30 protein-coding genes and 1 tRNA gene are annotated in these 26,850 nt (G+C 75.3%); 23 read left to right on the top strand and 8 right to left on the bottom strand.

The window, feature by feature from the left end; all coding sequences use genetic code 11:
• Positions 1-72 precede the first annotated feature (72 nt).
• The 4 genes from ACFPK1_RS25835 to ACFPK1_RS25820 all read left to right on the top strand — a co-directional run bounded on the left by ACFPK1_RS25835 (position 73) and on the right by ACFPK1_RS25820 (position 4,174).
• Positions 73-489 (top strand): hypothetical protein, encoded by a 417-nt coding sequence (locus tag ACFPK1_RS25835; protein WP_378023820.1) that lies wholly within the window; start codon positions 73-75, stop codon positions 487-489.
• Positions 486-2,378, top strand: coding sequence for a cytochrome c oxidase assembly protein (locus tag ACFPK1_RS25830; RefSeq protein ID WP_378023819.1), 1,893 nt, complete (start codon positions 486-488; stop codon positions 2,376-2,378). Before ACFPK1_RS25835 ends, ACFPK1_RS25830 begins: the two co-directional genes overlap by 4 nt.
• A 64-nt stretch (positions 2,379-2,442) precedes the next feature.
• On the top strand, positions 2,443-3,648 hold the full coding sequence (locus tag ACFPK1_RS25825; protein ID WP_378023818.1) for an MFS transporter: 1,206 nt from the start codon (positions 2,443-2,445) through the stop codon (positions 3,646-3,648).
• A 4-nt stretch (positions 3,649-3,652) separates the two neighbouring features.
• A complete protein-coding gene (locus ACFPK1_RS25820; RefSeq protein ID WP_378023817.1) occupies positions 3,653-4,174 on the top strand; it encodes a GNAT family N-acetyltransferase in 522 nt (173 codons plus the stop codon).
• Positions 4,175-4,180: 6 nt separating this feature from the next.
• Here the strand turns inward: ACFPK1_RS25820 and ilvA are convergent, their stop codons facing one another.
• A complete protein-coding gene (gene ilvA, locus ACFPK1_RS25815; protein WP_378023816.1) occupies positions 4,181-5,455 on the bottom strand; it encodes a threonine ammonia-lyase IlvA in 1,275 nt (424 codons plus the stop codon).
• Between the two features lie 147 nt (positions 5,456-5,602).
• Here ilvA and ACFPK1_RS25810 point away from each other — a divergent pair, with 147 nt between their 5' ends.
• From ACFPK1_RS25810 to ACFPK1_RS25765, 10 genes are all read left to right on the top strand, one after another.
• A complete protein-coding gene (locus tag ACFPK1_RS25810; protein ID WP_378023815.1) occupies positions 5,603-6,718 on the top strand; it encodes a sensor histidine kinase in 1,116 nt (371 codons plus the stop codon).
• Positions 6,715-7,380: a response regulator gene (locus tag ACFPK1_RS25805; protein ID WP_378023814.1), complete on the top strand. Its 666-nt coding sequence runs from the start codon at positions 6,715-6,717 to the stop codon at positions 7,378-7,380. The genes ACFPK1_RS25810 and ACFPK1_RS25805 overlap by 4 nt, the downstream gene beginning before the upstream one ends.
• 224 nt (positions 7,381-7,604) lie before the next feature.
• Positions 7,605-9,056, top strand: coding sequence for a multicopper oxidase family protein (locus tag ACFPK1_RS25800; protein ID WP_378023813.1), 1,452 nt, complete (start codon positions 7,605-7,607; stop codon positions 9,054-9,056).
• Positions 9,049-9,444 carry a hypothetical protein gene (locus tag ACFPK1_RS25795; RefSeq protein ID WP_378023812.1) on the top strand — a complete coding sequence of 132 codons (396 nt, stop codon included), beginning with the start codon at positions 9,049-9,051 and terminating at the stop codon, positions 9,442-9,444. Before ACFPK1_RS25800 ends, ACFPK1_RS25795 begins: the two co-directional genes overlap by 8 nt.
• Positions 9,445-9,512: 68 nt before the next feature.
• A complete protein-coding gene (locus ACFPK1_RS25790; RefSeq protein ID WP_378023811.1) occupies positions 9,513-9,740 on the top strand; it encodes a hypothetical protein in 228 nt (75 codons plus the stop codon).
• A complete protein-coding gene (locus tag ACFPK1_RS25785; protein ID WP_378023810.1) occupies positions 9,727-10,026 on the top strand; it encodes a hypothetical protein in 300 nt (99 codons plus the stop codon). Before ACFPK1_RS25790 ends, ACFPK1_RS25785 begins: the two co-directional genes overlap by 14 nt.
• Positions 10,027-10,150: 124 nt before the next feature.
• Entirely contained in the window at positions 10,151-10,477 is a 327-nt protein-coding gene (locus ACFPK1_RS25780; protein ID WP_378023860.1) for an SDR family oxidoreductase, read from the top strand.
• 60 nt (positions 10,478-10,537) lie between these two features.
• Entirely contained in the window at positions 10,538-12,379 is a 1,842-nt protein-coding gene (htpG, locus tag ACFPK1_RS25775; RefSeq protein ID WP_378023809.1) for a molecular chaperone HtpG, read from the top strand.
• Entirely contained in the window at positions 12,376-13,416 is a 1,041-nt protein-coding gene (locus ACFPK1_RS25770) for an LLM class flavin-dependent oxidoreductase (RefSeq protein ID WP_378023808.1), read from the top strand. Before htpG ends, ACFPK1_RS25770 begins: the two co-directional genes overlap by 4 nt.
• A gap of 14 nt (positions 13,417-13,430) precedes the next feature.
• Entirely contained in the window at positions 13,431-13,853 is a 423-nt protein-coding gene (locus tag ACFPK1_RS25765) for an MOSC domain-containing protein (protein WP_378023807.1), read from the top strand.
• On the opposite strand, the gene ACFPK1_RS25760 is transcribed toward ACFPK1_RS25765, so the two are convergent.
• The 3 genes from ACFPK1_RS25760 to ACFPK1_RS25750 all read right to left on the bottom strand — a co-directional run bounded on the left by ACFPK1_RS25760 (position 13,840) and on the right by ACFPK1_RS25750 (position 15,728).
• The gene (locus ACFPK1_RS25760; RefSeq protein ID WP_378023806.1) at positions 13,840-14,805 is read right to left on the bottom strand and encodes an endonuclease/exonuclease/phosphatase family protein; all 966 of its coding nucleotides are present in this window, start codon (positions 14,803-14,805) and stop codon (positions 13,840-13,842) included. The genes ACFPK1_RS25765 and ACFPK1_RS25760 overlap by 14 nt on opposite strands.
• Before the next feature lie 60 nt (positions 14,806-14,865).
• The gene (locus ACFPK1_RS25755; protein WP_378023805.1) at positions 14,866-15,579 is read right to left on the bottom strand and encodes a VOC family protein; all 714 of its coding nucleotides are present in this window, start codon (positions 15,577-15,579) and stop codon (positions 14,866-14,868) included.
• A gap of 65 nt (positions 15,580-15,644) precedes the next feature.
• Positions 15,645-15,728 (bottom strand) — tRNA-Leu (locus tag ACFPK1_RS25750).
• A gap of 64 nt (positions 15,729-15,792) precedes the next feature.
• Here ACFPK1_RS25750 and ACFPK1_RS25745 point away from each other — a divergent pair.
• Positions 15,793-17,109: a M20/M25/M40 family metallo-hydrolase gene (locus ACFPK1_RS25745; protein WP_378023804.1), complete on the top strand. Its 1,317-nt coding sequence runs from the start codon at positions 15,793-15,795 to the stop codon at positions 17,107-17,109.
• Positions 17,109-18,053 (top strand): NADPH:quinone oxidoreductase family protein, encoded by a 945-nt coding sequence (locus ACFPK1_RS25740; protein WP_378023803.1) that lies wholly within the window; start codon positions 17,109-17,111, stop codon positions 18,051-18,053. The genes ACFPK1_RS25745 and ACFPK1_RS25740 overlap by 1 nt, the downstream gene beginning before the upstream one ends.
• Here ACFPK1_RS25740 and ACFPK1_RS25735 read toward each other — a convergent pair whose 3' ends face one another.
• A complete protein-coding gene (locus ACFPK1_RS25735; RefSeq protein WP_378023802.1) occupies positions 18,054-18,689 on the bottom strand; it encodes a maleylpyruvate isomerase family mycothiol-dependent enzyme in 636 nt (211 codons plus the stop codon).
• Between the two features lie 68 nt (positions 18,690-18,757).
• Between ACFPK1_RS25735 and ACFPK1_RS25730 the strand changes: the two genes are divergently transcribed.
• A complete protein-coding gene (locus ACFPK1_RS25730) occupies positions 18,758-19,192 on the top strand; it encodes a MarR family winged helix-turn-helix transcriptional regulator (protein ID WP_378023801.1) in 435 nt (144 codons plus the stop codon).
• A gap of 4 nt (positions 19,193-19,196) precedes the next feature.
• On the opposite strand, the gene ACFPK1_RS25725 is transcribed toward ACFPK1_RS25730, so the two are convergent.
• Positions 19,197-19,397, bottom strand: a complete 201-nt coding sequence (locus ACFPK1_RS25725; RefSeq protein WP_378023800.1) for a DUF5703 family protein — start codon at positions 19,395-19,397, stop codon at positions 19,197-19,199.
• Between the two features lie 145 nt (positions 19,398-19,542).
• Positions 19,543-20,550 carry an aldo/keto reductase gene (locus ACFPK1_RS25720; protein WP_378023799.1) on the bottom strand — a complete coding sequence of 336 codons (1,008 nt, stop codon included), beginning with the start codon at positions 20,548-20,550 and terminating at the stop codon, positions 19,543-19,545.
• Positions 20,551-20,651: 101 nt separating this feature from the next.
• Here ACFPK1_RS25720 and ACFPK1_RS25715 point away from each other — a divergent pair, with 101 nt between their 5' ends.
• The 6 genes from ACFPK1_RS25715 to ACFPK1_RS25690 all read left to right on the top strand — a co-directional run bounded on the left by ACFPK1_RS25715 (position 20,652) and on the right by ACFPK1_RS25690 (position 26,088).
• On the top strand, positions 20,652-21,500 hold the full coding sequence (locus ACFPK1_RS25715) for an undecaprenyl-diphosphate phosphatase (protein ID WP_378023859.1): 849 nt from the start codon (positions 20,652-20,654) through the stop codon (positions 21,498-21,500).
• A 26-nt stretch (positions 21,501-21,526) separates the two neighbouring features.
• Positions 21,527-22,258 carry a histidine phosphatase family protein gene (locus ACFPK1_RS25710; protein WP_378023798.1) on the top strand — a complete coding sequence of 244 codons (732 nt, stop codon included), beginning with the start codon at positions 21,527-21,529 and terminating at the stop codon, positions 22,256-22,258.
• A gap of 70 nt (positions 22,259-22,328) precedes the next feature.
• Entirely contained in the window at positions 22,329-22,898 is a 570-nt protein-coding gene (locus ACFPK1_RS25705; protein WP_378023797.1) for a DUF3090 domain-containing protein, read from the top strand.
• A gap of 4 nt (positions 22,899-22,902) precedes the next feature.
• The gene (locus ACFPK1_RS25700) at positions 22,903-23,739 is read left to right on the top strand and encodes an SCO1664 family protein (protein ID WP_378023796.1); all 837 of its coding nucleotides are present in this window, start codon (positions 22,903-22,905) and stop codon (positions 23,737-23,739) included.
• Positions 23,740-23,821: 82 nt separating this feature from the next.
• Positions 23,822-24,763 carry an MBL fold metallo-hydrolase gene (locus ACFPK1_RS25695; protein WP_378023795.1) on the top strand — a complete coding sequence of 314 codons (942 nt, stop codon included), beginning with the start codon at positions 23,822-23,824 and terminating at the stop codon, positions 24,761-24,763.
• Positions 24,760-26,088 (top strand): MFS transporter, encoded by a 1,329-nt coding sequence (locus tag ACFPK1_RS25690; protein WP_378023794.1) that lies wholly within the window; start codon positions 24,760-24,762, stop codon positions 26,086-26,088. Before ACFPK1_RS25695 ends, ACFPK1_RS25690 begins: the two co-directional genes overlap by 4 nt.
• Here ACFPK1_RS25690 and ACFPK1_RS25685 read toward each other — a convergent pair.
• Positions 26,034-26,831, bottom strand: a complete 798-nt coding sequence (locus ACFPK1_RS25685; RefSeq protein ID WP_378023793.1) for an enoyl-CoA hydratase/isomerase family protein — start codon at positions 26,829-26,831, stop codon at positions 26,034-26,036. The genes ACFPK1_RS25690 and ACFPK1_RS25685 overlap by 55 nt on opposite strands.
• Positions 26,832-26,850 lie beyond the last annotated feature (19 nt).

Raw genomic sequence — 26,850 nt, 5'->3', positions numbered from 1 at the left:
CACGGGAGCACGTTCCGGACACCGGCCACCCCCGGAGCCAAGGACGCCCCCGTCGCTTGCCACGATCGGACCGTGGCCCCGGAACCCGACGCGACGGCGACCCCGGTGCGTGCGCGCCCCGGGATCGTGGTCGCGGCGCCCGTGCTGGGCGTGATGGCGCTGGTCAGCGCCTGGACCGGCTGGGGTGGGCTCGCCCTGGGCCTCGTCGCGGTGGCGGTCGCGCTGGTGGCCGTCGCGCGGCTCCGCGGACGTGACACGTCCCGGAGGGGCCCGCTCGCCGGGCTCGCGCTGGGCGTCGTCGCGGTCGCGATCGCGGTGGCGGTGGAGTGGAGCACGCTCGCGGGCGCCGTCACCTATCTCGAGACCGGCGGCGTGCGCACGCTCGACGAGTGCATGCGCCAGGCGCAGAACGAGAAGGAACAGCACGTCTGCAAGTCGCAGCACCTCGACGAGTACCGCGCCCGCTACCCGGACGAGATCGACCCGTGAGAGCCCGGGTGGCGCTCGCCGCCGGCGCGGCCCTGCTCGTCGCGGCCGTCGCGGTGCTGGTGCGGGGCCCGGTCGGCTACCCCGAGCTGGGTCTCGCCGACCCGGGCGTCGTGGTCCGCGTGCTGGTGCCGGTGCTGCGCACGGTGATCGACCTCGCCGGGGCCGCGACGGTCGGCGGGCTGCTGGTCGCGCTGGTCGTCGCCACCCCGGCGCCGGGCACCACCGCGTTCACCCCGTCCGGGGAGCGCGCGCTGCGCGTCGCCCGCCGGGCCGCGTGGACCGGGGCGGGCGCGGCGGCGCTGTCGGTGCCCGCCTCGCTGGCCGACTCCCTGGGCGGGCGCGTCCCGCTCGGCCCGGACCTCGTGACGACGATGCTCGCGCGCGGCGAGCCGGTCGGCTGGCTGCTCGCGGCCGTCCTGGGCGCGGTGACGGCGGTGGCCGCCGGCGAGGTGCGCCGGTGGAGCGGGGGAGCCGGGGTGCTCGCCCTCGCCGTGGCGACGGTGCTGGTGCCGGTGGCGACCGGTCACGCCGCCGACGGCGTCGGCCGCGACCTCGCCCTGTCGGGCACGGCGTTCCACGTCGTGGCCGCCGCGGTCTGGGTCGGCACGCTCGGGGTGCTCGCGGTCGTCGGGGGCGACCACCGGGAGTGGTGGCGCGCCGCCCGGATCGGCACGGCCGCGGGTGTCGTGACGGTGGCCGCGGGGGCCCTGGCCGCCGCGGTCGCGCTCAGCGGCCCCGGCGGGCCGGGGGCGGGCGTCGACTGGACGGTCCTCGTCCTGCTCTCCGCCGCCCTGACGGTCGTGGCCGGCGGGGCGCTGTGGCGCCGTCGCACGGGTCGGGTCGCGTGGCGGGTCGAGCTGGCGGTGCTCGCGGCGGTCGTGGGCCTGTCGGCCGTCGCGACCCGCGCGGTGCCCCCGGTCCAGGCGCCGGGGGCGACGAGCACCCCGACCGCACTGCTCGGCTACGGGCTGGCGGCGCCGCCGACGCCCGCGGTGCTCGCGAGCTCCTGGCGCCCCGAGCTCGTCACCCTGGCCCTGGCCGTCGTCCTCGCCGTGCTCTACGCCGCGGGCCTGCGCCGGCTCGCCCGCGAGGGCGCGCGCTGGCCGGTGGGGAGGTCGGTGGCGTGGTTCGCCGGGTGCGCGCTGCTCGTCGTCGCGACCTCGTCGGGGCTGGGGCGCTACGGCCCGGCGGTGCTCAGCGTCCACATCGCGGGACACATGCTCGTCGCCACCGCCGTGCCGCTGCTCTGGGCGCTCGGCGCGCCGGTCGTGCTGGCCCGGCGCACGCTGCCCGAGGGCGCGCGGGAGGGGCCCGCGGACTGGCTCGAGCACGTCCTCGCGGCCCCGACCCTGCGGTGGGCGAGCCATCCCGCCGTCGCTCTCGTGCTCGTCGTCGGCTCGCCCGCGCTGCTCTACCTCACGCCGGTGTTCGCGCTGACCCAGCCGCTGGGCTGGCTGCAGCCGCTGATGACGCTGTGGTTCCTGCTGGTCGGGGTGCTGTTCCTCGGCCCGCTGGTCGCCGGGCCGCCGGACGGGCCGGGCCTGCCGCCGATCGCCCGGCTGACGTTCCTGCTCGCGTCGATGCCGGTGCACGCGCTGGTCGGGCTGGCGCTGCTGGCGGCCGACCACCCGGTGTCGCGCACGCCGGTGCTCCCGGCCGACGGCGGCAGCGGGCAGATCTGGGTCGACGACTTCTTCGTCCGGCTGCGCCTGCCCTGGGCCCCGGACCTGCTCGCCGACCAGCACCTCGCGGGCGTCCTGGCCTGGCTCCTGGGCGACCTGCCGCTGCTCGCGGCGGTGCTCGCGGTGCTCGCCGCCTGGTCGCACCACGCCCGCGGCGAGGACGCCGACCGCCGCGCCGACCTGCTCGTGGGACTGACGTCACGCTGAGCTGTCCCACGATGTGGGAGAGATTTCCTGCGGAGTGGGCGCCGGAGGCGTAGAACAGGGAGCCGTGCCATCCCGTCGACGCTGGGCCGTGCTCGCCGCGGGCGTCGCCGCCCAGACGGCCGCGTCGGCAGTGGTCTACGGCGTGCCGTTCCTCGTGCCGAGCCTGCGCGACGAGCGCGGCCTCTCGCTCGCCGCGGTCGGGATCGTCGTCGCCGCCCCGACCCTCGGGCTCCTGATGGCGCTGATCGCCTGGGGCGCGGTCGTCGACCGGGTCGGCGAGCGCCTGCCGATGGCCGTCGGCCTCGGCGCCTGCGGGGTGGTCACCGGGGTGCTCGCGCTGCTCGCGCTGCCCTCGCTCACCACCACCGTCGGGCTGCTCGTGCTCGCCGGCGTCGGTGCGGCCTCGGTGAACGCCGCCAGCGGGCGCCTGATCATGGGCTGGTTCGACCTCGACGAGCGCGGCCTCGCGATGGGGATCCGCCAGACCGCCCAGCCCCTCGGGGTGGCCGCGGCCGGGCTCGTGCTGCCGACCCTCGCGGCGCGCGAGGGCCCGCTGCCCGCCCTCGGGTGGCCGGCGCTCGCCTGCGTGGTGTGCGCGGTGCTCGTCGTCGTGGTCGCCGCCGACCCGCCGCGCACCCCGCGCGCGCCGGGCGAGGCCCCGCCCGCCTCGCCGTACCGCACCGCGGTCCTGCCCCGCGTGCACGCGGCCAGCGCGCTGCTGGTGCTGCCGCAGTTCGCGGTCTCGGCGTTCTCGCTCGAGTACCTCGTGCGCGAGCAGGGCTGGTCGCCGGGCGCGGCGGGCGTCTTCGTCGCGGCCGCGCAGATCGCGGGGGCGGGCGGGCGCATCGCCAGCGGCTGGTGGTCCGACCGCGTGGGCTCGCGGCTGCGCCCGATGCGCCAGCTCGCGGTGGCGAGCGCCGGGGTGCTGCTGGTGTTCGCGTTCGGCGACCTCACCCTCGGGCTGGTCGCCGTGGCCGGGATCGCCGCCGGCTCGGTGATCACCGTCGCCGACAACGGCCTCGCGTTCGTCGCCACGGCCGAGATCGCCGGGCCCGGGTGGTCCGGCCGCGCGCTCGGCGTGCAGAACACCACCCAGAACATCGTCGCCACGATCGCCCCGCCCGCCCTGGGCGCGCTCATCGGCGTCTCGAGCTACGCGGTGGGCTTCGCCGTCGCCGCCCTCGCCCCGCTCGCGGCGATCGCCGTCACGCCCGTCGCGTCCGAACCCGTCCCCGAGCGTGTGGCGGCGCGGGCGGCGGCGGGAGACTGATCGGGTGCGCTGGACCATCCGCCGCGCGGTCGAGGCCGACGCCGACCGGATCGGCGAGATCACCGTCGCCGGCTGGCGGCACACCTACCGCGGCATCGTCGCCGACGAGCGCCTCGACGCCCTCGACGCGGGCGAGGTCGCCGAGGTCCGCCGCTCCGCGATCGCGGCGCCCGAGCCGATGGCGGTGTTCGTCGCCGACGACGAGCAGGGCCGGGTGCGGGGCTACTGCACCGTCGGCCCGTCGCGCGACCCCGAGCTCGCCGGCGACACGACGGGGGTGAGCGCCGTCCTCTACACCCTCTACCTCGACCCCGAGGTCATCGGCACCGGCGCCGGCGGCGCGCTGCACGACGCGGGCGTCGCGCACCTCGCGGCCGCGGGCTTCACGCGGGCGACCCTGTGGGTCTACACCGCGAACACGGGTGCCCAGGCGTTCTACGCCCGCCGCGGCTGGACGGTCGACGGCGAGCCCTACCAGGGGCCCGGGTGGTCGGCGCCCGCGACGCGGTGGGCGAGGAACCTCTAGACGGCGTCAGACGAGGAAGCGGAACGCCGGCGACCCGGGCTCCAGCGCCTCGATCTGCAGCGGCGAGCGGGCCATGCGCTCCAGGAGCGGCTCGAGGTCGTCGCGGGCGCCGATCTCGACGCCGACCAGCGCCGGGCCGGCCTCGCGGTTGTCGCGCTTGACGTACTCGAAGCGCGTGATGTCGTCGTCCGGCCCGAGCACCTCGTCGAGGAAGCGGCGCAGCGCGCCGGGCTCCTGCGGGAACTCGACGAGGAAGTAGTGCTTGAGGCCCTGGAAGCGCAGCGAGCGCTCGATGACCTCGGCGTAGCGCGAGACGTCGTTGTTGCCGCCGGAGAGGACCACGACCACGGTCTCGCCCGGCACCAGGTCCAGGCCCGGCCCGTCGGGGCGGATCGCGGCGCCCGCCAGCGCGCCCGCGGGCTCGGCGATGATGCCGTCGGTCTGGTAGAGCGCGAGCATCTCGGTGCAGACCAGGCCCTCGTCGACGGCGACGAGCTCGGCGCCCGAGCGGCGGATCAGCGGGTAGGTCACCGCGCCGGCCTTGCGCACCGCGGCGCCGTCGACGAAGCGGTCGAACCCGTGCTCGTCGAGCACCACCGGGCTGCCGGCGTGCAGGGCGGCGGCGACGTTGCGCGCGCCGGCGGGCTCGACACCGATCACCCGGGTGCGGGGGTGGGTGGCCTGCAGCCAGGTGGCGGTGCCGGCGAGCAGGCCGCCGCCGCCGACCGGCACGACGATCGTGTCGGGCGCCTCGCCGAGCTGGTCGACGATCTCGGCCACCACCGTCGCCTGCCCGGCCACGGTGCGGGTGTCGTCGAAGGCGGGGACGAGGGTCGCGCCGGTCTCCCCGGACCACCGTGTCGCGGCGGCCGAGGACTCGTCGTAGGTGTCGCCGTCGACCACCAGGTCGATCATGTCGCCGCCGAGGGCGACGATCCGCTCGCGCTTCTGGCGCGGCGTGGTCGACGGGATGACGACGCGGCCGCGCACGCGGTGCGCGGCGCAGGCGAACGCGAAGCCCTGGGCGTGGTTGCCGGCGCTCGCGCACACCACGCCGGCCGCGCGGGCGTCGTCGTCGAGCTGGCTGATGAGGTTGTAGGCGCCGCGCAGCTTGTAGGAACGCCCGACCTGGAGGTCCTCGCGCTTGAACCAGACCCGGGTGCCCGTGGCGCCGGACAGGCGCGGGTTGCGCTGCAGCGGGGTCCGCTCGGCAATGCCCGACAGACGCTCCGACGCCTCGAGCACCTGCTTCTCGAAGGTCGTACCGCCGTCGCGCGCCATGGGTGTCCCACTCCTCACCAGCAAGGGTTGATCCATCGATGGTAGGTGCCCCTGACGCCGGGCCCCGGCGCGACCCCGACGGATCCCCGGGTCGGGTACGTCGAGACGCTGACGACAGGCGCGCCGCGGACCCCTAGCGTCGCCGGGGTGACCCCGATCGTCCGTTTCGCCCGGTCACGGTGGTGGCCGCCGGCGCCCGACCTGGCCCTGGCCGCCGTGCTCGCCGCGCTGTGCCTCGCGGGGACGGCCGCCGCCGCGACCCCGGCCGACCGGCCGTGGTGGCCCGGCGGCGCCCTGCTGATCGCCGGCGCGGCCCTCGTGCTGGCGTGGCGGCGCCGGGCCCCGCTGGTGGTGCTCGCGCTGACCCTGGCCGCGGTCGCGCCGTACTACTGGCTCGCCTACCCCGACGGGCCGGCCTCGCTCATGGTCGCCGTGGCGATGTACACGGTCGCGACGCGCCTGAGCTGGCCCCGCTCGGTCGGCGTCGGCGTGCTGCTCTTCGTGGCCTGGGTCGGGCTGGAGCGGGTCATCGACGGCCGGGTCGTGGCGACCGCCCCGGAGCACGTCATGTGGATCGTCGCGACGGTCGCGGTCGGTGTCGCGGTCGGGGGCCTGCGGCGAGCCCAGACCGCCGCCGTCGAGCAGGCGCAGGAGCAGGCGCGCCGGCGCGTCGAGCAGGAGCGGCTGCGCGTGGCCCGCGAGGTGCACGACGTCGTCTCCCACAGCCTCGCGATGATCGCGGTGCAGGCCGGCGTCGGCGCGCACGTCGCCGACCGCCGTCCCGAGCAGGCGGTCGCGGCGCTCCTGGAGATCAAGCAGGCGAGCAGCGCCGCGCTGGCCGAGCTGCGCAACGTGCTCGGCGTCCTGCGCGACGCCGAGCCCGCCGGTGTCGCCGGGCTGCACCGCCTCGACGAGGTCGTGCGCGTCGCGGGCCTGGCCGGCGTCGACGTCGAGGTGCGGGGGAGCGCCGGGCAGCCCGCCCCGGGCGTCGACGCCGCGGCGTTCCGCATCGTGCGCGAGGCGGTGACCAACGCCGTCCGCCACGCGCGGCAGGGCCGCCGGGTCGTCGTCGATCTCGCCGACACCGCCGACGAGCTGCGGATCCGCGTCGCCGACGACGGCGGCCCGACCGGCGAGCTGACCCCGGGCCACGGCCTGCGCGGCCTCGACGAGCACGCCGCCGCGGTCGGCGGCTGTTCGGCCGTGACCGCGACGCCGGAGGGCGTGGTGGTCGAGGCGCGGCTGCCGGTCGGCGCGCCGTGATCCGGGTGGCCCTGGCCGACGACCAGCAGCTCGTCCGGGCCGGGCTGCGCGTGCTGCTCGAGACCGAGGACGGCTTCGCGGTGGTCGGCGAGGCGGGGGACGGGGCCGCCGCGGTCGCGCTCGTCCGCGAGACCCGCCCCGACGTGGCCGTGATGGACGTGCGGATGCCCGGGGTCGACGGGCTCACGGCGCTGGAGACGATCGTCGCCGACCCGTCCCTGGCCGGCACCGCGGTCCTCGTGCTCACGACCTTCGACCTCGACGAGTACGTGTACCGCGCGCTGCGCGGCGGGGCGGCCGGCTTCCTGCTCAAGGACGCCGAGCCCGCCGACCTCGTCCGCGCCATCGCCCTCGTCGCCCGCGGCGATGCGCTGCTCGCCCCGGCCGTGACCCGCCGCCTCATCGCCGAGTTCGCCGCCCGCCCCGCGCCGCTGGTCGACGCGACCCGCCTCGACGTCCTCACCCCCCGCGAGCGCGAGGTGCTCGCGCTGGTCGGCGCCGGGCTGACCAACGACGAGATCGCCGCGCGCCTCGTGATCAGCGCGGCCACCGCCCGCACGCACGTGGGCCGCCTGCTCACCAAGCTCGACGCCCGCGACCGCCCGGCCCTCGTCGTGATCGCCTACGAGTCGGGGGCCGTGGTCCCGCGCGCGGTGCGCTGATGTCAGCGGTGGGCCACCGCAGACGTTGAGTGTCCGTATCACCACACGCTCGACGCCGACCCCGAAGTGTCAGCGGCGTGGCGTCGCAGACGCCCAGTGTCCGTATCGCCACGCGCTCGATGCCGGCGCGAGCGGTTCTCGGGGTGCCTACGTCGTCGCGCGTACGCCGGGGACACGTCGGGACGCCGACGCCCCGGGGACGTCGGCTCGCGAGGCTCGGCGCCGTGCCCCTCTCCCGCCGCCGCTTCCTCGGCGCCACGCTCGCCGCCGGCGCCGCGGTCGGGCTGGCGGCGTGCTCGTCCGGCGCCCCGCCGGTGGTCCGCCGGCCCGCTCAGCGCCCGCTCGCGATCCCGCCGCTCGCGCTCGCCGGCCGCGACGCCGCCGGCCGCCGCGTCGTCGAGCTCACCGCCGCTCCCGGCGAGAGCGCGTTCCTCGACGGCCCCACCACCCCGACCTGGGGCTACGGCGGGCTCCCGTTCGGCGGCCCGACGATCCGGGCCCGGCGCGGCGAGGAGGTCGTCGTCCGCGTCACCAACCGCCTGCCCGAGACCACGACCACCCACTGGCACGGCATGACCCTGCCCGCCCGCATGGACGGCGGCCCGCACCAGCCGATCGCGCCCGGCGAGACCTGGGAGGCGTCGTGGCGCGTCGACCAGCCCGCCGCCACGCTCTGGTACCACCCGCACCCGCACGGGGCGACCGAACGGCACGTGCACCGGGGTCTCGCCGGGCTCATCCTCGTCGACGACGACGTCCGGGTCGACCTGCCCGGGCGTTACGGCGTCGACGACGTCCCCGTCGTGCTGACCGACCGCAGCTTCGCCCCGGACGGAAGCTTCGACACCGCGCACCGCAACGCCGTCGGGCTGCTCGGCGACACGGTGCTGGTCAACGGGACGGTCGCGCCGTACCTCGACGTGCGCACCACCCGCGTGCGCCTGCGCGTCCTCAACGCCTCGCCGGCGCGCAGCTACCGGGTCGGCGCCGGCGCTCCGGTGACCCTCGTCGGCACCGACGGCGGCCTGCTCCCGTCGCCGCGCGTGGTGCCCGACGTCCTGCTCACGCCGGGGGAGCGCGCCGAGATCGTCGTCGAGTGCGCGCCGGGCCGGCGCACGGTGCTGCGCTCGCTGCCCGACGAGCTCGGCGCGGTCAACGGGATCGCGATCGCCGCCGGCGGCCACGACACCCTCGACCTGCTCGAACTGCGCCCCGCCGACCGGCTGGAGCCCTCGCCCGCGGTGCCGGCGGTGCTGTCGCGGGAGGCGCCGCTGGACGAAGGTGCAGCGCTCCGCACCCGCCGCTTCGTCCTGTCGAGCAACCGGATCAACGGGCTGGCGATGGACATGGGCCGCGTCGACGAGGTGGTCGAGGCGGGCGCGACCGAGATCTGGGAGCTCGCCAACCGGCACACGCTGCCGCACAACATCCACGTGCACGACGCCCGGCTCCAGGTGCTCTCGCCGGGGGAGCGGGCGTGGAAGGACACCGTCGCCGTCCCGCCCGGGCGCACCGTGCGGCTGCTGGTGCGCGTGGGCCCGTACGCCGACCCGGAGGTGCCCTACATGATCCACTGCCACATGCTGCGCCACGAGGACGACGGCATGATGCTCCAGTTCCTCGTCGTGGGCCCCGGGCAGCGGCCCGCGCCCGTGATCGGGCACGCGCATGGGTGAGGTGCTGGTCGCCGCCTTCCGGGTGGTCGCTGTGCTGCACGCGGTGATGACCGTCGTCCAGGCGTTCGCCGCCGGCGCGCTGCTGCAGGCGTCCGACGCCGGACTCGTCGTGCACCAGGCGGTCGGCGGCACCCTGCTGCTCGTCGCGATGCTGCAGGTCCCTCTCGCGGTGCTCGCCTGGCGCCCGGGTCGCCTGTCGCCCTGGCCGATCGCGGTGTCGGGCGCGCTGGTCGTCGCCGAGACCGCGCAGGTGGCGATCGGCTACGTCGGCGTCCTCGCGGTGCACGTCCCGCTCGGCGTGGCGATCGTCGCGACGGCGGTGGCACTGGCGTGGTGGGCGGTGCGCGCGCGGCCCGTGATCGCCGCGGGTGCTCCGGCGGGTCGATGACATCGCCCCGGAGGAGCACCGGGAGCGATCTCGCCGGACTCAGCCCGACAGGCGATACGGTGAAAGGTATGGCGACCCGGAAGGTCACGTACTCCCTCGACGAGACCGCGGTGGACCTCGCCGAGGCCTCCGCCCGACGCGCGGGCCTGTCGACGTCGGCGTGGCTGTCCCGCGCGGCACGGCGTGAGGCCGTGCGCCAGGGCGCCGGCACCGCGTGGGGCGACCCGGCGAGCGAGGCGGCCGCCGACGACGCCGACCTCGCCGCCGCGGAGGACGAGGTCCGTGCGACGCGGTGAGATCCGCCGCTACACCCGCCCGTCGTCGCCGGACGTCCGGCGCGCGGTGGTGCTGCTCTCGAGCGACGGCATCAACGACTCACCCCGCCCGTGGCTCCTCGGGATCGAGCTGCGGGCCCAGGACCCGGGCGACGTGCTCGCGATCCCCGTCGGTGACGGCCGCGTCGCCTACGCCGGCGACCTCACCCGGCTCTACCGCGCGTGGGTGAGCGAGCGCCTCGGCATGCTGGACGCGACCACGCTGACCCGGATCGACGGCGCACTCCGCGCCGCCCTCGACCTCTGAGCGGCGCCATGATCGGTCCAGGTGCTCCCGGGACCCTGTGACATCGGGTGCACGGAGCACCGGGAGCGATCACGCGCAGGTCGGTTGCGCCCAACCGGCGTGAACCCCGCCCGGCGCGGGAACGATCACCTGGGGCGCCATCCCGGGCCTCGGCATCTACTCCGCGGCCCGCGGCGCGCAGAACGCCTTCCTCCAGGCCGTGGGCGCGGAGGTCGCGCCGCACCACGTGCAGGTCAACGCCCTCGGACCCGCCGACGTGCGCAACAACATGTACTACACGGACGCGATGCTCGCCGACGACGCCGTCCGCGAGTCGTTCGAGGCCCAGATCCCGGCGGGCCGGCTCGGCGAGGGCGTCGAGGCGGCGGAGCTGGCGCTGGCCCTCGCGTCCGGGGCGAGCGACTTCCTCGCCGGCCAGGTCGTGTCCGTCTCCGGTGGTCGGTCGACCTGATCCCCGCGCGGGCCGGTCGATATCCTGGGGGCGCACGGCCACGCACCAGGGAGAGGACGTATGAGCGAGACGATCGAGTTCCAGGCCGAGGCCCGTCAGCTGCTCCAGTTGATGATCCACTCGATCTACTCGGACAAGGACGTCTTCCTGCGCGAGCTGATCTCCAACGGGTCCGACGCGCTGGACAAGCTGCGGCTCGCCTCGTACCAGGACAAGGACCTCGAGGTCGACACCTCGGACCTGCGCATCGAGCTCGAGCAGGACGCCGAGGCCCGCACGCTGACGGTCCGTGACAACGGCATCGGCATGACGCGCGACGAGGTCGTCGAGCTGATCGGCACGATCGCGAAGTCGGGCACCGCCGAGATGCTGGCCCAGCTGCGCGAGGCGCAGGACGGCAACGCCGAGGACCTCATCGGCCAGTTCGGCATCGGCTTCTACTCGAGCTTCATGGTCGCCGACCGGGTCGAGATGGTGACCCGCAAGGCCGGCACCGGCGAGGGCGTGCACTGGGAGTCGACGGGCGAGGGCACCTACACCCTCGAGCCGGTCGAGGACGCCCCGCAGGGCACCGCGATCACCCTGCACCTCAAGCCCGAGGACGCGGAGGACAGCCTCCACGACTACGCGAAGCCCGAGACGGTGCGGCGCATCGTCAAGCGCTACTCGGACTTCATCACCTGGCCGATCCGGCTGATCACGGGCGAGGACGGCGACACCGAGCCGATCAACTCCCGCAAGGCGCTGTGGGCCCGGCCGAAGGCCGAGGTCACCGACGAGGAGCTCACCGAGTTCTACCGCCACGTCAGCCACGACTGGCAGGAGCCGCTGGAGACCATGCGGCTCTCGGGCGAGGGCACCTTCGAGTACCAGGGCCTGCTGTTCCTGCCCTCGCACGCGCCGATGGACCTGTTCATGCGCGAGGCCCGGCGCGGCGTGCAGCTCTACGTCAAGCGCGTCTTCGTCATGGACGACTGCGAGGCGCTCGTCCCCGAGTACCTGCGCTTCGTCAAGGGCGTCGTCGACGCCGCCGACCTCTCGCTCAACGTCTCGCGCGAGATCCTCCAGCAGGACCGCCAGATCCAGGCCATCCGCAAGCGGCTGGTCCGCAAGGTGCTGCAGACGGTCGCCGCCCTGCAGGAGAACGAGCCCGAGAAGTACGCGACGTTCTGGACCGAGCTGGGGCGCGCCTTCAAGGAGGGCCTGCTCACCGACCCAGACAACCAGCAGGCGATCCTCGCCGCGAGCTCGTTCCCGTCCACCCACTCGCCGGACGGGACCACCACGCTCAAGGCCTACAAGGAGCGCATGCCCGAGGGCCAGGAGTCGATCTACTACCTCACCGGCGCCACCCGGGCGAGCATCGAGAACTCCCCGCACATCGAGGCGTTCCGCGCCAAGGGCTTCGAGGTCCTGCTGCTCACCGACCAGGTCGACGAGGTCTGGACCGACGCCGTCAGCGAGTTCGACGGCACCCCGATGGCCTCGATCGCCAAGGGCGACGTCGACCTCGGCGGCGAGGAGGACAAGCCCGAGGGCTTCGACGACCTGCTCACCTGGATGGGCACCGAGCTCGCCGACGACGTCAAGGAGGTGCGGCTCTCGACGCGCCTGACGAGCTCGCCGGCCTGCCTCGTCGGCGACCCCGGCGACCTCTCGCCGACCCTGGAGAAGATGTACCGGGCGATGGGCCAGGAGCCGCCGGTGACCAAGCGGATCCTCGAGCTCAACCCGCAGCACGCGCTGGTCAGCGGCCTGCGCGACAAGCAGGGCGCCGGCGACGCCGACCCCGACGTCGCCCGCCTGCTCTACGGCATGGCGCTGCTGGCCGAGGGCGGCGAGCTCAAGGAGCCGACCACGTTCGTCAACACCCTCGCCGAGCGTCTGCAGAGGACCCTGTGACCGAGCCCGTCCTGCTCGGCGTCGACAGCTTCGTCGCCCGCGTCACCGACCCCGCCACCGAGCGGGTGATCGGCCCCGAGGAGCGCTTCGAGCACCTGCTCGAGGAGATCGCGCTCGCCGACCGCGTCGGGCTGCACTCCTACGGCATCGGCGAGCACCACCGCAGCGAGTACTTCGACGCCGCGCCGCCGGTGATCCTCGCGGCCGCGGCGGCCCGCACCGAGACCATCCGGCTGCGCAGCGCCGTCACCGTGCTCTCGGCCGCCGACCCGGTGCGGGTGTTCCAGGAGTTCGCGACGATCGACCTGATCTCGCGCGGCCGGGTCGACCTGGTCGTCGGGCGCGGCTCGTTCACCGAGGCGTTCCCGCTGTTCGGGCTGCGTTTCGAGGACTACGACGACCTGTTCACCGAGAAGCTCGACCTGTTGCTCAAGATCAACGAGTCGCCGACGGTGACCTGGTCGGGACAGCACCGGCCGGCCCTGCACGACCAGCCCGTCTACCCGCGCCCGTCCCAGGAGCGGCTGCCGATCTGGGTCGGGGTCGGCGGCACGCCCGAGTCGTTCGCACGGGCCGGGCTGCTCGGCCTGCCCCTCATGATCGCCATCATCGGCGGCGAGCCGCGGCAGTTCGCCCCACTCGTCGACCTCTACCGCCGCGCGGGTGAGCACGCCGGCCACCCGCCGGAGGCGCTGCGGGTGGGGCTGCACTGCTTCGGGTTCCTCGGCGACGACGTCGCGAAGGCCACCAACGCCTTCTACCCGGGCTGGCAGGAGATGTTCACCCAGGTCGCCGCCGAGCGCGGCGGGATGCCCCCGACCCGGCGCGCGTTCGACGCCATGCGCGGCCCCGACGGCGCCTTCTTCGTCGGCGACCCGCAGACCGTGGCCGACAAGGTCCTGCGGGTCTCCGAGCAGCTCGGCGGCGTCGAGCGGATCAACCTGCAGATGACCAACCCGCGCCTCGCGCACGAGGATCTGCTGCACTCGATCGAGCTGCTCGGCACCGAGGTCACCCCGCTGGTGGCCAAGGGCTGAGCACGGTGGCCCGGGTGGCGGCGCTGTACACGGCGCCGGAGCGGAAGGCCCCGATGACGTCGGTGTCCCGCATCGAGGCCGAGGCGGGGCGCGGGATCGTCGGCGACCGCCACCACGGCACCCGGCACCGCCACGTCTCGGTGCAGAGCCGCGACGAGCTCGCCGCGGCGAGCGAGGCCTTCGGCGCCCCCGTGCCCGAGGAGCTCACCCGGCGCACCCTCACGCTCGACCACGGCGCCGTCCCCACCGACCCGGGCGCGCGGCTGGTCGTCGGCGACGTGGTGCTCGAGGTCGTGCGCCGCGCCGCCCCGTGCCGCGTGATGGACACCGAGATCGGCCCCGGCGCCGCGCGGGCGCTGCACGACCGCGGCGGGGCGATCTGCCGCGTGCTGACCTCGGGCACGATCGCCGTCGGCGACGAGGTCAGGGCGGGGTGACGGCGCAGGGCCCGACGGTGGCGACGATCGCGTCGTGGTCCGAGCCGGGGAGCTCCACGCGGTGCGCGCCGTCGCCACACCAGCCCCGACCGACGAACAGGTGGTCGATGCGCAGGAGGAAGGCGCGCCACTGGGTCACCGACGTCGGCCCCGCCCAGCCGTCGCGCATCGCGTCGACGAGACCGGCGTCGAGCAGGCGGTAGTCGCGGGCCCGGTCGGTCGAGTTCAGGTCGCCGGCGACGACCACCGGGCCGGGCTCGCGAGCGACCCGCCCGGCGATCTCCTCGACCAGCCGGTGGTGCTCGGCGGGCGTCGACTGGTAGCCGAAGCCGCCGGTCCACCACGGCCGCGGGACGTGCAGGCCGTAGACCACGAACGGCCCCGTCGTCCCCGGCGCGTCGACCGCCGCCCGCACGCCCGGGAAGTCGGGGCCCGGGGCGTCGAGCAGGCGGACCGGGAAGCGGCTGTAGACGCCGACCGCGGGCGTGCCGCCGGCGTACACGTGGAAGCGGTACGACTCGGCGAGCGCGGCGTCGATGCGCCGGTCGTTCTCGACGACGACCAGCACGTCGGCGCCGGCCGCCCGCAGCGCGGGCACCGTCGAGGTCCTGGTCGTGACGTTCGCGCTCGCGACCGTGACGCCCGCGCCGGGGCGCACCGCACCGGCGTCCTCGGGTGTCCACGGACCGACGACGGCGACGGCCGCCGCGAGCACCACCGAGACCGCGGTGAGCAGGCCCCACCAGCTGCCCCACCGGCGGCTGAGCACCACGGCCGCGACCGCCGCCAGGCCCGCCGCGACCGGCAGCACGATGGCGAGGACGTCGCCGACCAGGGCCAGCTCGTCGCGCAGCGGGAACCAGGCCCAGGGCAGCGCGGCGAGGAGCAGCCACAGCCAGGGGGACGAGCGGATGCGGCGGGGCGGCACCACCGCGACGGCGTCCCGCTCCACGTTCGGCCCTCCCCGGCAGCCCGGACCCGACTGTACCGATCCCGAGCGCCCGCGACCGGCTCAGCCGATCTCGAGCACCCCGAAGCGGGCGCCGCCCGGGTCGGCGAGCGTCGCCTGCCGGCCCCGGGGTCCGGCGTCGACGGGGACCACGACCTCCCCGCCCGCCTCCGCGGCGGCCCTGACGGCGGCGTCGGCGTCGCGCACCGCGAACACCGGGAGCCAGTGGGGGAGCGCGTCGCCGGCGAGGCCGAGCCCCGCGACCGGCCCGTCGCCGCCGCCACCGGCGAGGTGGCCCGGTCCGGCGCCGTCCTCGGCCCAGCGCCAGCCCAGCAGCTCGGTGTAGAAGCTGCGCGTGGTGCCCGGCTCGGCCGACGCGGCCTCCGCCCAGCACAGCCGCCCGGGCCCGGGCGCGGGCACGTCGTGGTCGGACTCCCACAGCCCGACCACCGCGGCGCCGGCGTCGGTCGCGACGAGGAAGCGCCCGCCGTCGTGGTCGTCCTCGGGACCGTGCAGCACCTCGCCGCCGAGCTCGGCGAGCGACTCCGCGGCCGCGTCGACGTCGTCGACCCGCAGGTAGAGCGTCCAGGCCGGCGGTGCCGCGACGCCGGGGGAGCCGAACGCCCCCACGGCGTGCTCGTCACGCCGCACGATCCGGTGCTGGTGGTCGGCGCCGACGCCGGCGTCCACCGACCACCCGAGCACCGCGGCGTAGAACGCCGTCACGGCCTCGGGATCCTCGACGTCCAGCTCGGCCCAGCAGGGCGCCCCGTCCATGGCGCGCAGTCTGGCAGGAGGGAGCGGCCCGGGCGCATCGCCGGGACCGGGAGGAGAACAGGGGGTGTCCGAGGGGGGACTTGAACCCCCACGCCCTACTAGGGCACTAGCACCTCAAGCTAGCGCGTCTGCCATTCCGCCACTCGGACTTGCGTGACGACAGCGTAGACGACACCGCGCAGAGCGATCACGGTGGGTGGCAGGATGCGGCGCATGGGTCGTGCCGAGGACGAGGTCGTGACGCTGACCAGCGAGCTCATCCAGATCGACAGCCAGAACACCGGTGACCTCGCGACGACCACGGGCGAGGCGGAGGCCGCCGCGTACGTGGACGCGAAGCTGCGCGAGGTCGGGTACGAGACCGAGGTGATCGAGTCCGGCGCGCCCGGACGCCACAACGTGTTCGCCCGCCTCAAGGGCGCGGATCCCGACCGGCCGGCGCTCCTGGTGCACGGGCACCTCGACGTCGTGCCGTTCGACGAGAGCGAGTGGTCGGTCCACCCGCTGTCGGGCTCGGTACAGGACGGCTACGTCTGGGGCCGGGGCGCGGTGGACATGAAGGACATGGACGCGATGATCCTGGCCCTGGCGCGCCAGTTCGCGGCCGAGGGCACGGTGCCCCCGCGCGACATCGTGTTCGCGTTCCTCGCCGACGAGGAGGCGGGCGGCGCCTACGGGTCCCACTGGCTCGCCGAGCACCGCCCCGACCTGTTCGCGGGCTGCACCGAGGCGCTGGGCGAGGTCGGCGGGTTCTCGCTGACGCTCGGCGAGGACACCCGCGTCTACCCCGTGATGACCGCCGAGAAGTCGATCGCGTGGATGAAGCTGCGCGTCCGGTCGCGGCCCGGCCACGGGTCGATGATCCACGACGAGAACGCGGTGACGCTCCTCGCGGAGGCCGTCGCCCGGCTGGGCCGCCACCGCTTCCCGCTGGTGCTCACCGAGTCGGTCCAGGGCTTCTTCGACGAGATCACCGAGCTGACCGGCATCGAGTTCCCCACCGACTCCGCGGCCGCCCTCGACGGGGCCGTCGCGAAGCTCGGCGGGGTCGCGCGCGTCGTCGGCGCCACCACCCGCGACACCGCGAACCCCACCATGCTGCAGGCCGGCTACAAGGCCAACGTCATCCCGTCGGTGGCCGAGGCGACCGTCGACTGCCGCGTCCTGCCGGGGCGCCAGGAGGCGTTCGAGCGCGAGCTCGACGAGCTGCTGGGCCCCGACGTCGAGCGCGAGTGGATCCGCAACCTCGAGGCCGTCGAGACCCCCTTCGACGGCGACCTGGTCGACGTGATCACCCGGGCCGTGCAGGACGAGGACCCGCAGGCGCACACGCTGCCCTACATGATGTCCGGCGGCACCGACGCCAAGGCGTTCGTGAAGCTCGGGATGCGCTGCTTCGGATTCGCGCCGCTGCGCCTGCCCCCGGACCTCGACTTCACCGCGCTCTTCCACGGCATCGACGAGCGCGTGCCCGTCGACGCCCTGACCTTCGGCACCCGGGTGCTCGAGCGCATCCTGCTGCGGGCCTGATGCGCGCCTGGCGGGTGCCGCGGTACGGGCCGTTCGCCGAGGTCCTCGAGGTCGCCGACGTGCCGCGCCCGGAGCCCGGGCCGGGGGAGACCCGGGTGCGGGTGGCGGCCGCCGCGCTGAACTTCGCCGACATCCTCCACGTCGCCGGCGAGTACCAGGAGCGGATCCCGCCACCGTTCACCCCGGGCCTCGAGGTGGCGGGCACGACCGACGACGGCCGGCGGGTGTTCGGGCCGGTGTCGCCGCCGCACGGCGGCTTCGCGCAGGAGGCGCTGCTGCGCACCACGTGGCCGTGGCCCGAGGGGATGAGCGCCGCCCAGGCCGCGGGGTTCTTCGTCTCGTACCAGACCGGGTGGTGCGCGCTGCACCACCGCACGACGCTCGCCGCGGGCGAGACGCTGCTCGTGCTCGCCGCCGCGGGCGGCGTGGGGCTCGCCGCGGTGCAGCTGGGCCGGGCGGCCGGCGCGCGCGTGATCGGCGTCGTCGGCGACGAGGCCAAGGCGGCCGTGGTGCGGGCGGCCGGCGCCGAGGTGCTGGTGGCCCCCGACGACCTGGTGGCCGCCGTGCGGGAGCTGACCGGCGGCCGGGGCGCCGACGTCGTCTACGACCCGGTCGGCGGCGACTCCTTCGACGCCGCCCGCCGCGTGGTGGCCTGGGAGGGCCGTCTGCTCGTCATCGGGTTCGCCGGCGGGCGCATCGCCGACGCCCCGACCAACCACGCGCTGGTGAAGAACTACGCGGTGGTCGGCGTGCACTGGGCGGCGTACCGGGAGCGGTCGCCCGAGCTCGTCGAGGCCTGGCAGCGCGAGATCGAGGCGCTGTGGGCGCGGCGGGCGATTGACCCGCTGGTGGGCGCCGAGTACGCCTTCGAGGACCTGCCGACCGCCCTGACGGAGCTGGCGGCCCGGCGCACGACCGGTCGCGTCGTCCTGCGCGCGCCGTAGTCAGCGGGCGGCGGCGAGCCGCTGCACGCCAGCGCCCTCGAGCCGGGGCAGCGCGGTCGCGGTGCGGCCGGTGAGCAGGAGCAGGAGGTCGCGGATCGACCCGCGGACCGGCGTGCCGTGCCCCCGGATCCAGTCGGTGTCGGTGGCGGAGAGCTCGAGGCCCCGCAGGCGGCGCCGGGCCCAGAAGGGCCAGCCCATCCGCCACACGCGCTCGGCGCCCTCGCGGGCGCCCTCCCGCGGCGTGTCGACCTCGACGCCGAGGGGCACGGCGACGTCCTGGACGTGCACCAGCGTGTCGAACAGGAGGTTGTCGAGCGTCGTGATCGCGGGCTTGCGCCGGCGGGACGCGACCGCCCGCAGCTCGTCGGCGACGTGCGGTCCGAGCCGCTCGGCGTGGGCCACCGCCATCGACCGGTTGACCTCGTCGAAGTCGCCGCGGGCGCGCACGGCCAGCGCCAGGATGCCGAGCAGGCCGGGGGAGCGCGGCGTCAGGGCGACGTGCGCCGCGACGTCGCGGACCCGCCAGCGCGCGCACAGCGACGGCTGGTCGAGCGCGGCGGGGGTCGCACCCGCGAGCAGGTCGGCCAGCACCACGCGCTGGGCGGAGATCGTGCCCCACTTCTCGTCGACGTCCATCGCGGCATCCCGTCAGAGAGACTGACCAAACACGTCAGATTCTCTTACCATCTTCTAGGCTCGTCAACGTGGCCGAGGACCTCAACACCGGACTCCTGCTGTTCCTGCCCTACCGCGCGATGGAGACCCGCGTGTTCGAGGAGCTGGCCGCGGCCGGCTTCGGCGACATCACGCCGTCGCAGGCACGGGTGTTCCAGCGCATCGCGCCCGACGGGAGCCGGCTCAGCGATCTCGCCCGCCAGGCCGGGATCACCAAGCAGAGCGCCGGCTTCCTCGTCGACCAGCTGGAGCGCCTCGGCTACGTCGACCGCGTTCCCGACCCGGACGACGGGCGGGCGCGGCTCGTGCGGGTCGCGGAGCGGGGGCACCGTGCCGTGGAGGCCTCGCGGACGGTGGTGGCCCGGGTGGAGGCGGAGTGGGAGGCCCACCTCGGGACGCGCCGGATGGCGCAGCTGCGGGGCATCCTCACCGACCTGCGGGAGATCACCGACCCCTGGCGGTAGCGCGCTAGGTCGCGAGGCCCGCGACGAGCCCGCGGGAGAGCTTGCGGCGCAACCAGACCTTCCGGCTGCCGTCGGCGTAGAGCAGCGTCCGAGCGAGCTCCCAGCCCCCGAACTCGGCGCGGATGCCGAGCTGGACGGTCGCGGATATCCGCGTGACGTCCGGGGGCAGCCGCACGGGCTGGTACTCCCAATCCCCTTCGACCACCGGCGCTCCGACGAGCGCACCGCCATCGCGGGCACCAGAGTTCACGAGCCGACCACCTCCGGGACACCTGACCCAGCCGCACCACCGTACGCACTGCGACACGCCCCGCGCACCCATCGCGGCGCCCGATGGACCGCCGGGTGGATCACTCCCAGGGCGGGAGGTCGGGCTCCTCGGCCTCGTCGTCGAGCACCGACGTCCCCGACGGGCCCGAGGGGGAGCTGACGTCGTCCAGCGCACCGCGGATCGCGGAGGGCAGGACGAGGTCCTCGGCGGCCAGCGAGCCGAGCAGCTGGGCCCCGTCACGGGCCCCGACGATCGGGGCGACCACGCCCGGGCGGTCGCGCACCCAGGCCAGCGCCACGGCCAGCGGCGAGGTGCCGAGACCGTGCGCGGCCGTGACCACGGCCTGCACGATCCGGGCGGTGCGCTCGGTGCGGTGGCGGTTGACGTAGCCGGCGAGGTGCTCCGAGGCGCCGCGGGAGTCGGCGGGCACGCCCTCGCGGTACTTGCCGGTGAGCACCCCGCGCCCCAGCGGGCCCCACGGCATCAGCCCGAGCCCGTGGTGCTCGGCGGCCGGGAGCACCTCGGTCTCGACCGAGCGCTCGAGCAGCGAGTACTCCGACTGCACCGACACCAGCGGCAGCGAGGTCAGGCTCTGCCGGGTCGCCGCCGACGCGACCTGCCAGCCCGCGTAGTTCGCGACGCCCGCGTACCGGGCGCGGCCGGTGGTCAGCGCCACGTCGACCGCGGCCAGCGTCTCCTCGAGCGGCACGTCGTCGTCCCACTCGTGCAGCTGCCAGAGGTCGACGTAGTCGGTGTTGAGCCGGTCCAGCGAGTCGTCGAGGGCCGCGAGCAGGGCGCCGCGCGAGGCGCCCCCGCCGAACGGGCCGTCGTCGCGGCGCGCGCCGGCCTTGGTCGCGACCACCACCTCGCTGCGCGGGATCACGTCGTCGAAGAGGCCGCCGAGGATCCGCTCGGCCTCGCCGCCCGCGTAGACGTCGGCGGTGTCGACGAGCGTGCCGCCGGCGTCGAGGAACGCCAGCAGCGACGCGCCCGCCTCGTCGGCGTCGGTGTCGCGGCCCCAGCTCATCGTGCCCAGGGCCAGACGCGAGACCCGCAGCCCGCTCGTGCCCAGGCGTCGCTGCTCCACGGGGGAGGAGCTTACGAACAGGTCACGGCGAAGCCCCGGGGGGCACGCCGAGCCGAGACCCGAGGGGGCTACCGTCCGTCGCCGTGACTGCGGGCGCGCCGATGGGATGGCTCGAGGCGGTGGTCCTCGGCATCGTGCAGGGACTCACCGAGTTCCTGCCGGTGTCGTCGTCGGCGCACCTGCGGATCACCTCGGCGTTCTTCTTCGGCAACGACGCGGGCGCGGCGTTCACCGCGGTCACCCAGCTCGGCACCGAGACCGCCGTGCTCATCTACTTCTTCTCCGACATCTGGCGCCTGCTGCGGGCCTGGTTCGTCGGGCTCGCGAGACGGGACGAACGGGGCTACGACTACAAGCTCGCCTGGTACGTGATCCTCGGCTCGATCCCCATCGGGGTGATCGGGCTGCTGTTCGAGGACGCGATCAAGGGCCCGGCCCGCAACCTGTACCTCAACGGCACCGTGCTGATCCTCGGCGCGCTCGCGCTGGCCGCCGCCGAGCGCTACGGCCGCCAGCGCCGCGGCCCCGACCAGCTCACGCTGCGCGACGGCCTGGTGATGGGCGGGGCGCAGGCGCTGGCGCTGATCCCGGGCGTCTCGCGCTCCGGCGGCACGATCACCGCGGGCCTGTTCCTCGGGCTCGAACGGTCGGTGGCGGTCCGGTTCTCGTTCCTGCTGGCCCTGCCGGCGGTGTTCGCGTCCGGGCTGACGCAGATCCCCGACATCCTCGACCCGACCGCCGCCGACACCCAGGGCGCGCTCGTCGTGTTCCCGAGCATCCCGCAGATGATCGTCGCGACGGTGATCGCGTTCGTCCTGGGCTACGCCTCGATCGCCTGGCTGCTGCGGTTCGTCGAGAACCACACGATCTACGTCTTCGTCTGGTACCGCGTCCTGCTCGGGCTGATCGTCCTGCTCGCCGTGAGCAACGGGGTCGTCGCGGCGACGTAGGGAAACAGCCACGTAGTGTCGTCCTCGTGACGACGGTGATCCTGCTGCGGCACGGACGGTCCACGGCCAACACCTCGGGCGTGCTCGCCGGCCGGACCCCCGGCGTCGGCCTCGACGACCACGGGCGCACGCAGGCCGAGAAGCTCGTCGACCGGCTCGCCGAGCTCCCGCTCGCCGCGGTGGTGACCTCGCCGCTGCAGCGCTGCGCGGAGACGCTCGCGCCGCTGCTGGCCGCGCGCGGCCTCGAGGCCGAGGTCGAGGACGACCTCGCCGAGGTCGACTACGGCGACTGGACGGGCCGCAAGCTCGGCGAGCTGGGCAAGGAGGACCTCTGGAAGGTCGTCCAGGCCCACCCGTCGGCCGCGGTCTTCCCGGGCGGCGAGGGGCTGGCGGCGATGCAGACGCGCGCCGTGGCCGCGATCCGCCGTCACGCCGCCCGCATCGGCGCCGAGCACGGCGACAAGGCGCTGTGGGTCGCGTGCAGCCACGGCGATGTGATCAAGGCCGCGGTCGCCGACGCCCTGGGGCTGCACCTGGACTCGTTCCAGCGCATCGTCATCGACCCGTGCTCGGTCAGCGTGATCAGCTACACGCCGACGCGGCCCTTCGTGGTGCGGGTCAACGACACCGGTGGCGACCTGTCCGCGCTGGTCCCGAAGCCGGAGTCGGAGTCCGGCGCCGACGGGGAGGAGCCGCCGGTGGTCGACGACGCCGTCCCCGCGGAGGCCACCGTCGGGGGGTCGACCGGAGTAGCATGAGGCTTCCGCCGACGCCAGAGGACACCGTCCTCCAGCGGTGCCCTGCCCGGAGTCCTACGATCGAGATGTCATGCCCAGGGTGATCCACGTCTTCCGCCAGCCCGACCGGTTCGTCGCCGGCACCGTCGGGCAGCCCGGCGAGCGCTCCTTCTACCTCCAGGCCACCGAGCAGGCCCGGAAGGTGAGCGTGCTGCTCGAGAAGCAGCAGGTCTCCGTGCTCTCGGAGCGGATCGGCACCCTGCTCGAGGAGGTCTCGCGCCGCTTCGGCGCCGACGTCCCCGTCACGGTGCCCGAGGACGAGGTCGACACCTCGCCGCTCGAGGTCCCGGTGGAGGAGGAGTTCCGGGTCGGCACGATGGGCCTGGGCTGGGACGCCGAGTCGCGCAACGTCGTCGTCGAGCTCCTCGCGGTCACCGAGGAGGAGATCGACGAGTCGGTCGTCCTCGACGACACCGACGAGGGTCCCGACGCCCTGCGCGTGTTCCTCTCGCCGGCCGGGGCCCGCGCCTTCGCGACCCGCGCCGAGCGGGTCGTCGGCGCCGGGCGCCGCCTGTGCCCCCTGTGCACCCAGCCGCTCGACGCCGCGGGCCACGTCTGCCCCCGCCAGAACGGCTACCGCCGCGTGACGACCCCCGAGTAGGCGCGTGGACCGGGAGACGCACGGCCACCAGCCGACGGACGAGACCACCCACGACGCCCTGGAGCTGCTGCTCCACGGCCGCATCGAGGTCGAGGGCCGGCTCACCGAGGCCTCCAACACCACGCTGCTGTGCTCGATCTCGACCAACGGGGTCGAGGAGCGCTGTGTCTACAAGCCGGTGCGCGGCGAGCGCCCGCTCTGGGACTTCCCGGACGGCACGCTCGCGGGCCGCGAGGTGGCGACCTTCCTCGTCAGCGAGGCCGCCGGCTTCCGCGTGGTGCCCCCGACCGTGCTGCGCGACGGGCCGTTCGGGCCCGGCATGGTGCAGCGCTGGATCGAGACCGACGACGAGCGCGAGCTGGTCGACATCCTGGCGCCGAAGGACGTGGACGAGAACTGGCGCACGGTGCTTCGGGCCCGCGGCATGGACGGCGATCCCGCGCTGCTCGTCCACGCCGACGACCCCGCCCTGCGGCGCATGGCCGCGCTCGACGTCGTCGTGAACAACGCCGACCGCAAGGGCGGGCACGTCCTCGCCGGGATCGACGGCGGCGTCTACGGCGTCGACCACGGCATCTGCCTGCACCGCGAGGAGAAGCTGCGCACGGTGCTGTGGGGCTGGGTCGGCGAGCCGCTGACGGACGACGTCGTCGAGGGCCTGCACCGGCTGCGCGCCGCGCTGTCCCCGGGCAACGCCGCCGGGCTGGACGACACCCTGCACGACCACCTCACGCGCGCCGAGGTCAGCGCCCTGCGCTCGCGGGTCTCGCGGCTCCTCGACGCGAACGAGCTCCCCGCGCCCGGCGGTCGGTGGCCCCCGATCCCGTGGCCCGCCTTCTAGCCCGTCCCGACCCCATGTGAGCACTTTCCGGGCCCATAGGCCCGGAAAGTGCTCACATAGCCCGGATCCGAGGTATCCCGCCGTGCCGTCCGCACGCCGCGACCCGCGCTGGCCGCGCGACTTCCACCACCGGCGCACCGCCGACCTGCTGAACCCGCTCGAGGCGTTCGAGCTCTTCCGGGCGTTCCCGCCGCACGCCGAGCGCGACGGCGCGCGGGTGCCGGTGGTCGCGGCCGACCCGTACCCCGCGGTCGGGCCGGGCCGGATCGCGGTGACCTGGCTGGGCCACGCCTCGGTGCTGCTCCACGTCGACGACGTCACGCTGCTCGTCGACCCGGTGCTGGTCGGCGGGATCCCCGGCGCCCGCCGCCGGCTGACCGCGCCGGCCCTGAGCCCCGAGCAGCTGCCCCCGCTGGACGCGGTGCTCATCAGCCACGACCACTACGACCACCTCGACGCCCCCACCCTGCGGCGCCTGCCGCGCTCCACGCCCGTGCTCGTCGGGGGCGGCAGCGCGCCCTGGTTCGCCCGCCGCGGGTTCACCGACGTCACCGAGCTCGACTGGTGGGAGGACGTCGCGCTGGGCGGGGTGCGGATCGAGTTCGTGCCCGCCCACCACTGGTCGCGGCGCACGCTGTTCGACACCTGCCGGCGGCTGTGGGGCGGCTGGGTGGTCACCGGCGCCGACGGCCGCAGCGTGCTCCACGCCGGCGACACCGGCTACGGGCCCTTCCCGGCGCGCATCGGGGCCCGGCACCGGCACATCGCGGTCGCCGTGCTGCCGGTCGGCGCCTACGCGCCCCGCCGGCTGCTGCGCGGGGTGCACATGGACCCCGCCGAGGCGGTCCGGGCCGCGGGCGACCTCGGCGCGCGCCACGTCGTCCCGATCCACTGGGGCACCTTCACGCTCTCGGGCGAACCGGTGCTCGAGCCGCTCGAGCGGGTCCGCGAGGAGTGGGCGCGCGCCGGGCGCGACCGCGCCGACCTCTGGGACCTGCCCGTCGGGGGGACGCGCGTCCTGTGAGCACGCCCGTTCCCCCGCGCCGGTCCGGGCGGGCGCTCGCCGTCTGGGCCGTCGCGGTCGTCGCCTACGTCGCCGCGGTCCTCGGACGCTCGTCGCTCGCGGCCACCGGCGTCACCGCCGCCGAGCGCTTCGACGTCTCGTCGGGCGTGCTGTCGCTGCTCGCGGTCGTCCAGCTCGCCGTGTACGCGGCGCTGCAGATCCCGGCCGGCGTGCTCGTCGACCGCGTCGGCCCCCGCAAGGTCATCGCCGGCGGCGCCGTGCTCGTCGCCGTCGGGCAGGTCGTGCTCGCGCTCGCGGCCCCGTTCTGGCTGGCCGTCGCCGGGCGCATGCTCGTCGGCGCCGGCGACGCGGTGACCTTCGTCAGCGTCCTGCGGCTCATCCCGTCGTGGTTCCCGGCGCGCCGGGTGCCCCTGCTCAACCAGCTCGCCGGCATCCTCGGCCAGCTCGGCCAGGTGATCTCGGCGGTCCCGCTCGCCGCGCTGGTCCTCGGCACCGGCTGGACGCCCGCCTACCTCGCCGCGGGCGGCACCGCGGTGCTCGTCGCCGTCCTCGTCGTCGCCGTGGTGCGCGACGGGCCGGCGGGAGCCGCGGCACCGGCGGGAGACGGAGCGGAGCGGAGCTCGACCGGTGTGGACAGCCCGGCGGTGCAGGGCGGCCTCGGCGCGGCCCTGCGCGAGCCCGGCGTGAAGCTCGCCTTCTGGTGCCACCTCGCCGCGCCGTTCCCCGGCAACGTGTTCGGGCTGCTCTGGGGCTTCCCGTTCCTCACCGGCGGCGAGGGCCTCGCCGGCGGGACCGCCCGCGGCCTGCTCGTGCTCTACGTCGCCGCGGGCATCGCGATCGGCCCGCTGGTCGGCACGCTCGCCGGGCGCTTCCCGGCGCAGCGGGTCCGCCTGATCGTCGTGTGCACGCTCGCCCAGGCCGCGTCGTGGCTCGTCGTCCTCGCGTGGCCCGGCCCGGCGCCGCTGGTGCTGCTCGCCCTGCACGTGGTCGTGCTGGGCGGCGGCGGGCCGGCGTCGCTGGTCGCCTTCGACATCGCCCGCGCCGCGGTCCCGCCGCAGCGCATCGGGCGCGCCTCGGGGATCGTCAACGTCGGCGGCTTCGTCTCCACCGTCGCCGTCGTCCTGGTCGTCGGCGTCGTCCTCGACCTGCAGGGCGCCGGCACCCCCGACACCTACACGCTCGACGCCTTCCGGGCCGCCATGCTCGTGCAGGTGCCGGTGTGGCTGGTGGCGCTGCTCGGGATCGCGCGGTCCGTGCGGCGTGTGCGCGCTCAGTCGGCGGCCGAGGGGAACCGCGGCGCGCGCTTCTCCCGCAGGGCGGTGTAGCCCTCGACGACGTCGGGGCCCAGGAAGGTCAGCATCTCGTAGGCCGCCGACTGGTCGAAGGTCGGCCCGGCGCTGCGCAGCCAGTTGTTGAGGCTGCGCTTGGTGAGCCGGATGGCCTGCTGCGAGCCGGTGCCCAGGGTGTCGGCGACGCGCAGCGCCTCCTCGAGCACCTGGTCGCGCGGCAGCGCCTTGGCGACCATGCCGAGCCGCTCGGCCTCGGCGCCGGTGACCATCTCGCCGGTGAGCAGGTAGTAGCGCGCCTTGGCCATGCCCGCGAGCAAGGGCCAGATGATCGCGGCGTGGTCGCCCGCCGCGACGCCGAGCTTGACGTGCCCGTCGCCGAGCTTCGCGTCCTCGGCGGCGATCGCGACGTCGGCGAGCAGGGCCACGACGACGCCCGCCCCGACGGCGACCCCGTTGATCGCCGAGATGATCGGCTTGTCGCAGTCGATGATGTTGTAGACGAGGTCGGACATCTCGCGCAGCATGTGCTGGACGCCGTCGTAGTTTCCCGCCATGCGCTCGACCATGGCGAGGTCGCCGCCCGCCGAGAACGCCTTGCCGGCCCCGGTGATCACCGCGACGCGGGTGGCGTCGTCGGCGCCCACGTCCCGCCACACGCGGGCCAGCTCGCCGTGGAGCACCTCGTCGGCCGCGTTGTACTTGTCCGGCCGGTTGATCGTGATGAGCAGGACGCCGTGGTCGCGGCGCTCGAAGGTCAGCTGCTGGTAGTCCTCGTACAACGTCGGGTCTCCTTGTCCG

It is taken from the genome of Actinomycetospora rhizophila (assembly GCF_042657905.1).
Taxonomy (GTDB): Bacteria; Actinomycetota; Actinomycetes; order Mycobacteriales; family Pseudonocardiaceae; genus Actinomycetospora; species Actinomycetospora rhizophila.
The sequence above is the reverse complement of the archived record's forward strand: the minus strand, read 5'-3'. Positions and strand labels throughout refer to the sequence as shown.

What these genes read in the sequence shown, in the direction of transcription:
- ilvA (WP_378023816.1), bottom strand. Translation starts at nt 5,455, where the DNA reads ATGGCGCGCGACGGCGGTACGACCTTCGAGAAGCAGGTGCTCGAGGCG.
- ACFPK1_RS25795 (WP_378023812.1), top strand. Translation starts at nt 9,049, where the DNA reads ATGGGTGAGGTGCTGGTCGCCGCCTTCCGGGTGGTCGCTGTGCTGCAC.
- ACFPK1_RS25790 (WP_378023811.1), top strand. Translation starts at nt 9,513, where the DNA reads ATGGCGACCCGGAAGGTCACGTACTCCCTCGACGAGACCGCGGTGGAC.
- htpG (WP_378023809.1), top strand. Translation starts at nt 10,538, where the DNA reads ATGAGCGAGACGATCGAGTTCCAGGCCGAGGCCCGTCAGCTGCTCCAG.
- ACFPK1_RS25755 (WP_378023805.1), bottom strand. Translation starts at nt 15,579, where the DNA reads ATGGACGGGGCGCCCTGCTGGGCCGAGCTGGACGTCGAGGATCCCGAG.
- ACFPK1_RS25745 (WP_378023804.1), top strand. Translation starts at nt 15,793, where the DNA reads ATGGGTCGTGCCGAGGACGAGGTCGTGACGCTGACCAGCGAGCTCATC.
- ACFPK1_RS25740 (WP_378023803.1), top strand. Translation starts at nt 17,109, where the DNA reads ATGCGCGCCTGGCGGGTGCCGCGGTACGGGCCGTTCGCCGAGGTCCTC.
- ACFPK1_RS25735 (WP_378023802.1), bottom strand. Translation starts at nt 18,689, where the DNA reads ATGGACGTCGACGAGAAGTGGGGCACGATCTCCGCCCAGCGCGTGGTG.
- ACFPK1_RS25715 (WP_378023859.1), top strand. Translation starts at nt 20,652, where the DNA reads ATGGGATGGCTCGAGGCGGTGGTCCTCGGCATCGTGCAGGGACTCACC.
- ACFPK1_RS25705 (WP_378023797.1), top strand. Translation starts at nt 22,329, where the DNA reads ATGCCCAGGGTGATCCACGTCTTCCGCCAGCCCGACCGGTTCGTCGCC.